The following is a 12,934-nucleotide window of genomic DNA, read 5'->3' on the forward strand; positions in this document are numbered from 1 at the left end:
CTATAACACATTATCCACGTTGTTATCCGACTTTCCAGGCTAACTGGTTGCAGTATTCTGTAATTTCATCGGCCGGAACCGCCTTGGTGCTCAGGATCAGCTCCAGCAGTGACAGTGTCTCACGGATCTCAGCATCCGAGGCTGTCTTGCCGATCTGTGACTTGATGCGGTTATAGCCGCTTATTACGATATTGTCATAGGCCTCGGCATCCAAGCTGTTATTTTTGGTGGAGACAATGATGCCGAGCGCCCGGGAGAAGATGTCATAGTGCCGGTTGACCTCAATATCATCCTTCAGCTCCGTGCACAGCGCCGCCATGCTTTCTTCATTATGGAAGGCAAAGATGCCTTTGACACTTTTGAGCATTTTGACGAACATTCCGTTAGGGGACAGATCCACGAAGAGCTGCACCCCGCGGCTAAGCGCGTAATCAATGGACGGCTGCCAGCGGACGGGGCTGACAATCTGGGCGGCAATTTCTCCTCTCAGATTCGTGAAGTCATAGGGCCCTGCACTCTTGTTGCTGATGACCTGGGTCTGAACTCTGGGGCTGAAGGACATTCCGTCCAGCTGCGCGTAAACTTCATCCACTGCTTCCTTCATATACGGGGTGTGGAAGGCCCCGTTCACGCCGAGCATAACCCCTTCAAGCCGGTGGTGCTTAACAAATTCCTGTATGGCCTGGCGGGTTCCGGAGATCACGGTCTGCTGCTCCGAGTTGAGGTTGGCCGCATACACGTTATCCCAGCCGGCGGCGAGTGCCTCGACTTCTCCGGGAGCTGCAAACACTGCCATCATCCCCAGGCTCTCCTGCCGCTCAATCGCCGCCTTCATCGCCTTGCCGCGGATATTCACCAGCGCAAGCCCTTCTTCATAGGTGACTGCCCCGGCAATGGTCAGTGCAGTGATTTCACCCAGACTGTGGCCGAGCACGAAGCCGGGATAAAGACCGATTCTCTGCTTGTATAACTGGTACATGCACATGGAGCCGACATAGGTGGCAAGCTGGGCTTTATGGGTGTCCTGGCTTAAATCCGCGGTCAGCCATTCCGAAACCGGCAAGCCCAGCAGATGTTCCGCTGTTTCAATCAGCGCACGCGCCCCGGGCGATTCCAGCCAGAGCTCCTTCACCTGCTCCGTAAACCGTGTCCCCTGTCCGGGCAACAGCAATGCAATATTCATTTAATTAGCCTCCTTTAGATGATCCTTTATTTTGCCGGCCAGCATGCCGGCTGTATGAAAGTTGAAGAAATCCGAAATTTTAAGATTGATATTGAAGGCTTCCCTGATCCTTTTCTTGAGCTTTACAAGCAGGAGCGAGTCCATACCGAGATCGAAAAAGCTAACATCTGCCTGCACATCCGTCTCCCCTAGCAGGGCGGATACGATTTCGGCAATCTTGCTGTAAATCTCTCCGCCCTGTGCCTGCAAGCTGTCTTCTGCACCGCAAGGCTCATCTTCCCTGGAAGCCAGGGACACCAGATCTCCTACACGCAGCCCGCCGCCGGCATTCGCATACAGGCTCCGGAGATTGCTGCGGAACAGCGACTGCAGAGTCTGCAGATCCTCCAGCCCGTATTCACTGGAGATGACACTGATCTCCCAGTCTTCCCCTGTCTTATAGACGGAGAAATGCAGCCCGTATTTTTCATCCTGGTAGCCGGCGGCTTCCTCCAGCTCAATGCCATGGGCTTCATTCAGTTTTTTGGCGATCAGGCTGCCTGACTTGTAATCAAAAATAATGTCCCTGAAAATGTTCATGCTGCTCATAGGCTCGGTACGGATCAGCTCCCCGTAATGGTCACGACCGGCAAAGCCGGAGAATATCCTGGCCTGAATCCCGGCAATGAGCTGATCCGTCGCGGTCTCCAGCTCCTCCTCCAGCTGCACCGCGAACGGGATGAGCTGCACGAAATTGCCAAGCGCCCGGTAATTGCGGGGATCTCTGCCCAGATAAGGATAGGCCAGATAGACCGTTCCGCTGTGCAGCAGGCTCGCCAGGCTGAGGGAGAAGGCGGTCAGCGCTACCGCAAAATCCGAGTGCCGCCTGACATATCCCGGATCCAGCGTGAAGCGGTCGTTCAGGTAATGAACCTCATTGCACTGTCTGGCCAGCAGCCTGGATTTGAACGGTGCATAGCTCCCGAAGCTGATTGGACTTGCCGGCTGCTGGCTATCCGGCCCGTCAACTTCGAGCACAGGCGGGTGCAGCTGTGATTCGGCAGCTTCCCCGGACAGATAAGCTTCAGTCAATTCCTGAAGGAACAGGTTCATACTGAACCCGTCAAGAAGCACATGATGGGCATTGATGAACAGATAATCAGCCGGCTCGTCCAGCACCCTGCAGATCAGAATCCGCACCAGCGCACGGTCCCTGACGGTAATCAGCTGCTCGCTGATCAGACGCTCCTTATCCAGCTGACCGAAGGTTCTGACCTCAATGGTCGGCGCTTCATCTCCGGTTCTTTTGTAAATCTCGGACTGGATCTGGTAGGTGGTCCGGAACAAGTCGAACTGCTCCACATACCGGGTCAGCAGATTATACATTTTGGGGATATTAAGTCCTTCGGCAAACCGGACAAACAGCGGAATATTATAGGCGGTAGGACTGAGCAGGCAGCTGCTCACAATTCTTTTCTCGGTACTGCTAACCGTGGCTGACATTGTCCGCAATCTCTCCTAAAGTTCTGCTGAACAGCATATCAAGGTCCAGCTGATAGCCCTTGCTTCCCAGCTGCCAGATGATTTCCATCGCCTTGATGGAGTCCCCGCCCAGATCCAGAAATGTCTGCTCTGCTGCTATTTCACTTTTCAGCACATTTGTCATCACCTGCATAATTTCATTTCGGTTATTACTGGCCATAGAATTGCCATTAATGATTTCTGAGATATCCGTTTTACCGTTAGTATTCATAGGAATAATATCCACCACCTTCACTGTAGGAACCATATACTCAGGCAGCCTGCTCCGCAAATGTCCGCGCAGCTGCTCCAGATTCACCTGATCCTTCACATAGAGCATCAGCCGCTGTCCGTCGTAGTGAGCCAGACAATCCTTTTGCAGGCCGAAGCTATAGGCACATTTCTCCACTTCCCCCAGCTCAATGCGGTAGCCGGAGATTTTGACCTGCCTGTCCTTGCGCTCCACATAGATAATCTCTTCTTCGGCATCAAGGTACACCGTGTCACCGGTCCGGTAAAAGCGTCTGCCGTCCAGCTCCAGCAGAGCTCTGCTGCTTGCCTCCGCATTCCCGAAATAACCGCGCATGACGCCGGAATCTGCAATCAGCAGCTCTCCCTGCTGCCCTGCAGGAACCGCGAGATTATCCCCGTCTACAATCATGAACGCCCCCTGGTCAAACAGTCTGCCGATCGGCATCTGCAGCTCGGTACCGTCAACCCGGTGGGCAGTCGCAAAGACCGTGGTCTCCGTTGGCCCGTAGACATGAAGGACAGTGCAGTAGCGCGCAGCCTCCTGCAGATGATGTACGGAGCAGCGCTCGCCTCCGGTCAGAACCAGCGACACCTTACGGAACAGCTCAGGGGCTTCATCCACATAGAGATTGAATAGTCTTGTAGTCAGGAATAACGTATCGATTCCGTCAAATCGTGCAGGTACCGTTTCACAATCCAGGCTGTCGTCCTTGCTGATCAGCTTCAGCGTCATTCCGTTCAGCAGCCCGCCAAAAATCTCATAGACAGAAGCATCAAATTCCAGCGGGGCAAGCTGGCCCATTATCTCACCCCGATAGAAGCTTGGTTCATTGACGATCTTACCGATAGACCGATCTTCGATAGCTACCGCTTTCGGCTCTCCGGTGGAGCCTGAGGTGAAAATGATATAGAGAAGGCTGTCGGGCTGTCTTTCCGTTTCCGGCAGCGCGGCTTCCCGTTCGCCACCAGCCCCGGCGATAGTATGCAGACTAACCTTGGCCTGGACCAGTGACTTCATCTTTTCCTTGCGATGGTCCGGATAAGCTTCCGGAATAACACAATAAGCAGCTCCGGCACGGATGGTACCGATCATAAGCACAATGGAATCTGCTCTTTCCGGGCATTCAATGGCTACCACATCCCCTTTACCAACGCCCCGGCTGCGGAGGCCGGCTGCAACACCGCGGGTAAGCTCATCCAGCTGCCGATAGGTTAAAGTGTGGGAGTCATCCAGAATTGCCGTTTTATCATGGTATAAATTAAATATATTGTTAATTTTTTCTGAAAAATTCACAGAAATCCCCCTTTTCCGCCAAATAATCAAGTCTGCTGCCTAAGTCACCTATAATTGCTGCAATCTGGTCATCTGAATACTTGGCCTTGCTGTATTCCACTTCTATGCCGTTCTCCTGCTGGTAATGGTAGACCCTGATGTATAATTCAAACTTGCACATCCGGTCCGCCGGTATGTAGCGGAAATGCCGGAACATGTCCTCCTCATAGGAGTACACGATCGGATATTCAATCATTCCGTGGGAGTCATTGCCGGTGTCTCTGAAGCTCTGAAGATTGCTGCTGTGAATATTCCGGATTCTCGACTCCACATCCTCTTCCGCTTGTATCTGCTTAGGCATCATCCGCACATAGCAGCCCGCTTCAGTGAAATTCCCGATTCTCATCCGCCAGTTGCCGATTGTGCCGTAGGTATCACCGCTGCACATACGGCCCAGTAACTCCTCAAGCAGCCCCTGAAAAACGGCGTTCTTCGTGACCTTCAGCCGTAAGGCCAGCTGCTGGACCGCTTCCTGGCGGGCGGCTGTAAGCCTGACGGCAAGCCTTCCGGCACCGGGAGCAGGCCCCGGCTGCAGCGCCGGCAGCCTCAGCAGCCTGTCCTTCACCTCTGCCGCAGCGATGCTATGCCGCTGGAGCTCACAGATTGCACGGTAGCCGGATAACGGAAGGGAAGTCTGTGGTATAATCTCCTGCCCTTCCAGCAGCCTGCCGATGAAATCCTGTTCAAAGCGGCGGATTCCCAAGCCATCCACGGCGATATGATGGAACTCGACATACAGGTACCGCTTATCCAGCCATTCCAGAAAGGTCAGGCGCCAGGGATAATGTGCAGCCAGATCAATCCCGGAGCTGCAGCCCCTGATATATTCTTCAGGCGCTTCATGAATTCCCAGTGGTTCCACACTGAAATCCTCCGGCTGCAAAGGGGTATACCGCTGGTAGAACTTCCGCAGCTGAGGTTCATATTCATATTTTACCTGGAGCGTCTTATGCGCCTTAATAACGGTGTACAACGCTGCTCTTACAGCCCCGTAACTGGTATCCGCATCCAGCGGATACAACAGCGGCAGCCGGTACAGCGGCAGTTTATTGCAGATGTACATTTTGCGCTGGATGGCGGTCAGCTCGCTGATCTCCTCCTGCTCCCCGGGCTCGGGGGAATATGCATATTCAGGCATGATCGGCTTCACCTGCCTTTACAGCAAGCTCCTGAAGGGCTGACCGCACATCCTGGACAATCCGTGCTTCTTCCTCCAGCGTGTAAACCAGATCGTCAATATACAAGCTGATCCGGCACTCCCGGGCAGACAGCTGGAAATTCACCAGCAGCTGAAATTTCGACACGCCCGGGAACTCCAGGACCTGGTCAAACAATGCTCCTTCACTGCTGCTGGCAACCAGAGTCTGAAATACAATTGCCGGGAAATCCAGTGTGAAGCCGGCTCCGTTCAGATCATAAATCGATGCCGCCTGATACCGGTGTGCAGTAGTAAGACTCTCCCGGAGGACATTGTCATCGTCAGTGTCGAAGAAGACAGGCAGTACCCTGGCGAAGGACTGGACAACATGGATTGCGCCGGGGATTACCCTTCCGTGGTACACCGCGCCCACATAACCCTGTGTATGATTGAAAGCCGGTGCCAAACGGCTCGTCAGGGAAGAAAGCAGCCTGTGTTCCTGCTCTGGATACGGCACTTCTTCCGCCTGACAGGTAAACTCATACAAATGATAGCTTCCCTTGGCCCGAACCGGCTTGCCCAGACTTGGATAGGCGTTGTAACGGAGAAGCGGCCGCCAGCCCTGCACATCACCGGCAATAGCTGCCTTATAGCTGCCGGCTATTTGCGCATACTGGGCAAATTGTACAGGCTGGCCGTTGAAGCTGTCCTCGATCTGGCTGAGCAGAATACCGAGTCCTATCTGGTCAATAAGCATATGGTGCATATTGAGATACAGGTAGGTGTTTCCGGTGGAGAGCAGTGTAACCAGCCTGATATCCCATAGCCGTCCACCGCCCTGCAGGCGGAACCCGCTGCTGAGCTCCTGCAGCTGACCGGCATCAGCCAGTGTGATATGCTCAATTTCCACATGCCTGTTCTGTCCGATCTTCCCGTGTACCTCGCCATCGGCGTAGATATACTCTGTGAAGAAGACATCGTTGCATGCAATAACATGCTCAATCGCAGCCTGCAGCGCATTCAATTCAACCGTGCCCTGCTCTGAAATCCGGTAAGCATACTTCACATCGTACATATTGGATTCCGCCAGGCGGAAGCTGTCGATGAACAACACCTTCATAAAGTTCGGGCATTCGTATCCGTCCGGCTCTGCAGCATCCCGTTGCGGGAAGGCGGCATGGCCGGCCCGCTCCAGAATCAGCCGCTTCAGCTCGCGGAGCGTGCCCGAAGTATAAATATCCTGATAGCTGAGCTGCACACCCAGATGCTCGTAAATGTCCGTAATCATTCTTGCTATATCCATTGAAGAGATCGAGGAGTGGAACAGGTCGTCATCCTCACCGATATCAGGCAACCACCTGCTGCTTCTCTCTTCCCGCGCAGCGGGTCCGGCAGATGCAGCTGCAGTCTCCATGACAGCCGCCTGAGGTACATGCGTATCACCGGCAGGCTGGGACAGCTCCAGCCGGTCCAGCATAAGCAGCATCTCCTCCAGTCCGGAGAACAGGTGCTGGATCATGGGCTGGTCGCAGCAGTATTCATACTCCAGATGATCGCCGTATTCATTGAACTGCAGATGGTTATTGTACTTGTGGAGATAACCGCCCAGCGTAAGCCGGGAGAATACCTTCGATCTCTGTTCCAGCTCCGGCATTCCGGTATAAGACAATACGTAGTCATAACCGTGGTACCCCAGCAGCTCCATATATTCCTCATAAGAAAGGAGGGCGGAGCCGCTAATGGACTGGAACAGCTCTTTGAATATGCTGCGAGCATTGCCATCATAACTTAGGCTGTCGTCTATCTTCAGAAGAACAGGTGCAACATCCGTGAAATTCCCGATTACACCAGCCTGCTGCATTTGATCCCTGCGGGACACCACTACTCCAATCAGGTTCCTCCGCTGCGGCGACAGCAGGGCCAGTGCAAGCAGGATAACGCCGAACCGGGTGACCTTCAGTTTGCCTGACAGCGATACCGCCGCTCTGAAAGCCCCGTCTGTCAGCCGGCCGCGGCCGTATACCGACTCGGCGTACGGGCGGCCGGTCTGATCCGGACGCTGGAATTGCCTGATTCTGTCCGCATACCCGTCCATTCCCGGCAATGCCTTGGCCCGGCCACTCGGCTTCCGGAAATAACTGCCTTCATCAAGCGCAGGGGCGCTCTTATTAAGCAGTTCCTGCTCCAGGCTGTCCAGGAACAGATACAGGGAATCACCGTCCATAATCAGATGGTGCATCAGAAACTCGATGCAGTGCTCATCCTCCCTGAGATAGTAAGCGGCCAGGCGTCCGCCCCCGAAGACAGCCAGTCTCTGGCCGCCGAGCGGTACGCTGCTCCGGTAATCCTTGAAGCCGCTGTCCACCGCAAACATGTACTGTGAATCCTGTCTGATAATTCTGCCGCTGAAGGCTTCAACTGCGTTCATTACCTTCCTGACAGCCTGATCTATTTCACCCCTGCTCCACCGGTCATCATAAGTAACGGTGAAATAAATACCGTAATCCTTACCGTGCTTTTCGGCATATAATATTTTCTGCTGCAAGGGCTCCAGCTCGTAATGCCGTATGCCGGTCTCGGGACTGTTAAGCATCATGCTCTTCTCCTCCTTTCAGCACAGCCTGTGGCCTGCCCTAGATATCCTGAGTTTTTACCCGGGTGAGCAGGAGAAAGATGAGCGCCGCACAGCCCAGCAGGCTGACAAAATGAACCGTAACCGCGCTGCCGCTTCCCGTGAACCCGCTGAACAATTCTGTGTTCAGCTCCGTAATCCACCGGGTCGGCAGAATCCGGGCGAAGCGCTGCATGCCTTCGGGCATGATGGAGCTGGGCCAGAGTGTACCGCCGAGCATCGCCAGCGGCAGGGAGACAACGGTGACCAGCAGCCGTCCGGTGGACTGTTTCGTAGTGCGGCTGACCAGCAGCAGGCCGATGCCCGCAGCAATGACATTAAGCAGACCGTAAGCCAGCACCAGCAGCAGCAGATGGAAAGCGGACAGCTCCAGGTCGATTCCGAAGGCCCCGCTCATCAGGGCAATCATAAGCAGGAACTGGACGATACCGATCGCTGCGAATACACTGACCGTCTGTAAATAGTAGCTGAGCTTGTTTTTTGCCGTCAGCAGCACCCGTTCAGTCGTGGAATGAACCTTGTCACCCAGGAACAGCAGGGTGTTGGTCATGGTCAGGAAGAGCATGATAAATACAATCATGTTAAACGTGCTGGTCAGGACGACCGCATTCGGATTGCCCAGAATGCTAGGTTCGATTGTGACCGGTGCCGGAGAATCCGCCATCAGCTTCATGCTCTCCTGAAAAGCTCCGGCATCGGGTGCATTGCTTGCCAGCGTCTGCAGTGAGGAGAAGATGCTGTTCAGCTTGACCTCAAGTGATTTGGAGTTGAAATTAACCTCCTTGGCATAGCTCTCGATCTTCACCGCACCCGGATTGTCAAAAAGCTCCCCGGCAGTACTGGTAAAGACTATTCCCAGATTCGCGCTTGTCTGGATGGCGCTGTCTGCATCCTTTGCATGAATCAGGGTTACATCCTGCTTCTCCAGCATGGCGGAGACGTAGGAATCAACTGCGGGGTCAGGTACATACATGGCCAGGGTTACCTTGGTCGCATCGTTATACTGCGTAACCACCATGAAGGTGAACAGAACGGGCAGCAGTACCATGAAAATAAGCGTCAGCCTTCTTTTCACTATCCGCTTCAAATAAAGTCCAAAGATTCTCATGTTATCTGACCCCCTTCCGGGTTAATGAAAAGACGGAAATCAATACAAACCCTAGCGACAGGACCAGTGCATTGTAGACAGGCATCAGGTCGATTACTCCTTGCTGGATATAGTTGAACAGCGGCTGCTGGAACACCTCATTAATGCTCAGCCTGCTGAGCGAACCGAAATCCAGCTTGATAAAGCCGCCGCCGATAAACGTCATGACCGGAATCAGCAGGGAGACAATGCTGTCCAGTGCCTTCATACGCCGTCCAAGCACGCCCAGGAACAGACCCAGCGCGTTAAAGAAAATGGCGCCGACAATAATGATGAACAGGACCACCAGATTGTTATTGCCGTAAGAGACATTGAAGAACAGCTTGGCACAGGCCACGATGACCAGCCCCTGAAGAATGGAGATCGAGCAGCCGGTCAGCCATTGGCTTACTACCAGCGACATTTTGGATACCGGCGAGATCAGATAGCGGTCACCCAGCGCTTCATTGTACTCTTCCTGAATGAAATTCATCGTATTGGCCAGTCCGTAAAAGAGGATAAGAACCAGCATCGTCACGCCATAGTAGCTCAGACCCGACATACCGCCTGCTTCACCCTTCTCTCCGGCAGCACCTCCCGCCGTCAGCAGATTGCTGTAGGCATGCTGATAAACAAGCGGCTGATTATCCCGTCCGGATACGCCCATAGCCTGGTACCCGTCGCCGAAGGCGGAGAGGGTCAAGGCGGTGATATCCACCTTATCAATGTTCTGATCCTTGCCGTAAACCGTAACCGTACTTTCCCGGTTTGCTGTAACGCCTTCGGTCAAGCCGGCGGGCAGATAAATGAACTGGTCATATTCATCGGCCTCCAGGGCTTTGCGTGCCTCCTCTGCACTTGCAGCAACCGTGACCTCATACAGCTCACTGTTCTCAGCGCTGGTCAAAAAGGCTACGATATCTTTTCCGAACTGGCCGCTGTCCTCATTAACCACGACCGTACGGGTCTGTGTAATATTGACCGCTGCAGCTGTCTCCTTGGATTCCGGCTGGAACATGGTTGATAGGGCGTTGCCCAGAATCACAATCAGCAGCAGCGGCAGCAGAATGTAATTGACAAAGACGACAGGGCTTTTGATCTTCCGCTTCATGCTTGTTATATAGATCGTCCACATGGCTAATCCCTCAAATTCTTCTTAGTCAGTTTGAAAAACACCTGTTCAAGATTTGGCGAGATGTACTGGAAGCTCTTGAGCTCATCGCCGAGCCTGTCCTTGATTTCGCTGATTACGCCGACGTTGTTCTTTGGAACCGCCAGCTCTATTTTGTTATCCTCAATAGCTACTACCGTGTAATCCGCCAGCCGTGCGGTGTAAGCGGAGCTCTTCTGCTGAAGCTCCAGCTTCAGAATGGCCTGATCCGTATATGCCTCCAGGATGTCGCTCAGTCTGCCTTCACAGAGCAGCGTGCCGTTGTCAATAATGCCGACATGCGAGCAGATTTTTTCGACCTCCTCCATGTAATGGGAGATGTAGACGATGGTTGTACCCAGCTGGTTCAGCTCCAGGATGGCATCCAGAATCCGGTTTCGCGACTGGGGGTCAACCCCTACGGTCGGCTCATCAAGGATGATAACATCGGGATTGTGTACAATCCCGCAGGCAATATTCAGCCGCCGCTTCATCCCGCCCGAGAATTTCTTGGGCTTCTGCTTGCGCTCTTCCCATAGCCCTACAAATTCCAGAGCATAACGCACCTGCTTCTTCAGCTTTTCACCCTTGAGGTTATACAGCTTGCCGAAGAATTCCACATTCTCATAGGCCGACAGATCGTAGATCAGCGCCAGATCCTGCGGCACATAGCCCACCCGGCTCTTCGTGCTCTGGTTAGGGTATTCATTGAACCACTGCAGCTTGCCCTTTTGCGGGTTTTCCAGACCAAGCATGACTTTGGTCAATGTTGATTTGCCTGCCCCGTTGGGACCAAGCAGCCCGTAAATTTGTCTGTCCGTAATAGAGATGCTAAGACCGTCCAGTACCGGTTCCTTTTTGTTGTAACTGAAGTCTATAGCCTCGCCAGAAAAGATTGTCCGCATTGCTGTACCTCCTAAATGTTTTATAGCAACCGCCTTAAGGGCCTGCTTATGAATAGACTGCCCTGGAAGCATCTGCCACCTTATTTCCTACAATCACAGTTTAGCATCGGAGCGTGCAGATATACTTTTATGTCATAACAGGCGTAATTTAGATAATAACTGCGAACTTATTCGCATCAGGCAGCACCCAAATGACCGGTCAAAGCCATATCAGGCGCTGCGGACATAGGGCTTACAAGCAACCGGAACTGCCTTTTTTGGATATAAAAATAACCCCGCAAAGCGGGGCTTTTTACATTACATCGATGTTGCCTCAGGTACTTTGAGGGCCCCTTTTTTAACAAAAAAAACGGCCACGCTGCCCATATTGGGCGCATAGCCGTTAAGTACCGTATCTATTCAGCCTGCATAACCTGCTCTGCCGAATCCCGTGCATAGTCACTGAAGGTCGAAAGCACACTGTTATACTCCTCAATATCCTGTACGCGTATGCCTTCATGCAGCTGCTTCCACACCTCTTCAGGAAGTGAGGATTTCATCGAGCCCATATCCATCTGAAAAAAGGTCTTCAGCACCTCTTCCCCTTCCGGCCGTCCCTTGAACAGGCTCAGATTCCCCTCTTCATCGACGCCGATATAGGCATTCTGCTTGGTCAGCGGCGACAGGTCATTCACCCGCTTCTCGAGCCACAGATCGCCTTCCCCGCTGATCCACCCGCTCCAGCCCGGACGGTCTTTGATCAGCGCTTTTAGCTGCCCTGGACTTTTCAGGCCGGGCAACGTCTGGATCTCCTCACCGGTGACGTAGACCGTCTTCAGATGCACCACCCGGCTGATCCCCTCACTGCTTACCGTCTCCAGTAATTTGGCACGCTCCAGCGTGATGCTTCCGTCTTCCCCGGTGTCTCCGGCATTATGATGAACAGCTGCCAGAGCCGCTACACTGTTATCCGGATCTCCGCCCTGCAGCGGATCATAAAACGTTCCTGCCGTTTCCGGCATATTCCATTCAGCTGTGCTGAGCAGTCCGCTCAGCTGCTGCGGAACCTGCATGCCCCGCCAGCCGAGTACCGTTAATGCTATACAGGCCGCTCCAACCCAAGGGGCATTTTTCCACCGTCTCCACCGCCGCCACAGTTGTTTTTTCAAGCGAAAAGCGTTCACTGTAATCCCTTCATTCTGCTTTTTTGGCTATTGTGGCCTGCTGGGGAAGGGATTATGCGCGTCCGGGGGAAAATGTTGATATTCAACGGAGGGAATACAACGTTCCGAATTCCCCTTCGCTACACTTAGTTGGATTTTAGTTACGGCTGTTGATTAACCTATTTCTGGAACTTTAAGTTACTCGAAAGAAACACCCTCCATTCGACCGGTAAAGATTGTAAGCAAAAACCGATCAAATTCGGCAAATGTTAGTTTGACGGTGGTATGTACTGCAGCATTCCCTTGGTCAAACAGATACTTGAGCAGAACATACACCAGTAAAGCGGTGTATAGCTGGCCGTATACCGCATTTGGCGTGGTTCCAAATAACCTTGGAATATTTAGTTTTTGCTTAATCCAGCGAAAGAAGACCTCGATTTGCCAGCGTTTTCGGTAAATCTCGGCGATTTTCTCAGGTGAATGCCAGTGCAAGTTCGTCGCTAAGATGACGGGGTTTCCTTTCGGATCTCGCAAAATGACGACTCGAAAACGACGCTCCGAGAGCGCTTTGTT

10 protein-coding genes are annotated in these 12,934 nt (G+C 53.1%); all 10 read right to left on the reverse strand.

Annotated elements, in window-relative coordinates:
- Positions 1 to 22 precede the first annotated feature (22 nt).
- Positions 23 to 1,183: an ACP S-malonyltransferase gene (locus M2108_RS23685; protein WP_277471747.1), complete on the reverse strand. Its 1,161-nt coding sequence runs from the start codon at positions 1,181 to 1,183 to the stop codon at positions 23 to 25.
- On the reverse strand, positions 1,184 to 2,665 hold the full coding sequence (locus M2108_RS23690; protein WP_277471746.1) for a condensation domain-containing protein: 1,482 nt from the start codon (positions 2,663 to 2,665) through the stop codon (positions 1,184 to 1,186).
- Positions 2,649 to 4,229, reverse strand: coding sequence for a non-ribosomal peptide synthetase (locus M2108_RS23695; RefSeq protein WP_277471745.1), 1,581 nt, complete (start codon positions 4,227 to 4,229; stop codon positions 2,649 to 2,651). The genes M2108_RS23690 and M2108_RS23695 overlap by 17 nt, the downstream gene beginning before the upstream one ends.
- Positions 4,207 to 5,406, reverse strand: coding sequence for a condensation domain-containing protein (locus tag M2108_RS23700; RefSeq protein WP_277471744.1), 1,200 nt, complete (start codon positions 5,404 to 5,406; stop codon positions 4,207 to 4,209). The genes M2108_RS23695 and M2108_RS23700 overlap by 23 nt, the downstream gene beginning before the upstream one ends.
- Entirely contained in the window at positions 5,399 to 8,002 is a 2,604-nt protein-coding gene (locus M2108_RS23705; protein ID WP_277471743.1) for a condensation domain-containing protein, read from the reverse strand. The genes M2108_RS23700 and M2108_RS23705 overlap by 8 nt, the downstream gene beginning before the upstream one ends.
- A 37-nt stretch (positions 8,003 to 8,039) precedes the next feature.
- Complete coding sequence (locus M2108_RS23710) at positions 8,040 to 9,146, reverse strand: ABC transporter permease (RefSeq protein ID WP_277471741.1); 1,107 nt, start codon at positions 9,144 to 9,146, stop codon at positions 8,040 to 8,042.
- 1 nt (position 9,147) lies between these two features.
- Positions 9,148 to 10,299 (reverse strand): ABC transporter permease, encoded by a 1,152-nt coding sequence (locus M2108_RS23715; protein ID WP_277471739.1) that lies wholly within the window; start codon positions 10,297 to 10,299, stop codon positions 9,148 to 9,150.
- 2 nt (positions 10,300 to 10,301) lie between these two features.
- Positions 10,302 to 11,219 (reverse strand): ABC transporter ATP-binding protein, encoded by a 918-nt coding sequence (locus M2108_RS23720; RefSeq protein ID WP_221802539.1) that lies wholly within the window; start codon positions 11,217 to 11,219, stop codon positions 10,302 to 10,304.
- 395 nt (positions 11,220 to 11,614) lie between these two features.
- Positions 11,615 to 12,367, reverse strand: coding sequence for a BofC C-terminal domain-containing protein (locus tag M2108_RS23725; RefSeq protein ID WP_277471738.1), 753 nt, complete (start codon positions 12,365 to 12,367; stop codon positions 11,615 to 11,617).
- A gap of 192 nt (positions 12,368 to 12,559) precedes the next feature.
- The coding region (locus M2108_RS23730) for a transposase (protein WP_277471737.1) at positions 12,560 to 12,934 on the reverse strand (375 nt) is incomplete at its 5' end.

Source organism: Paenibacillus sp. PastM-3 (assembly GCF_029893965.1).
Classification (GTDB): domain Bacteria; phylum Bacillota; class Bacilli; order Paenibacillales; family Paenibacillaceae; genus Paenibacillus_AQ.

What these genes read in the sequence shown, in the direction of transcription:
- M2108_RS23685 (WP_277471747.1), bottom strand. Translation starts at nt 1,183, where the DNA reads ATGAATATTGCATTGCTGTTGCCCGGACAGGGGACACGGTTTACGGAG.
- M2108_RS23710 (WP_277471741.1), bottom strand. Translation starts at nt 9,146, where the DNA reads ATGAGAATCTTTGGACTTTATTTGAAGCGGATAGTGAAAAGAAGGCTG.
- M2108_RS23715 (WP_277471739.1), bottom strand. Translation starts at nt 10,299, where the DNA reads ATGTGGACGATCTATATAACAAGCATGAAGCGGAAGATCAAAAGCCCT.
- M2108_RS23705 (WP_277471743.1), bottom strand. Translation starts at nt 8,002, where the DNA reads ATGATGCTTAACAGTCCCGAGACCGGCATACGGCATTACGAGCTGGAG.
- M2108_RS23690 (WP_277471746.1), bottom strand. Translation starts at nt 2,665, where the DNA reads ATGTCAGCCACGGTTAGCAGTACCGAGAAAAGAATTGTGAGCAGCTGC.
- M2108_RS23700 (WP_277471744.1), bottom strand. Translation starts at nt 5,406, where the DNA reads ATGCCTGAATATGCATATTCCCCCGAGCCCGGGGAGCAGGAGGAGATC.
- M2108_RS23720 (WP_221802539.1), bottom strand. Translation starts at nt 11,219, where the DNA reads ATGCGGACAATCTTTTCTGGCGAGGCTATAGACTTCAGTTACAACAAA.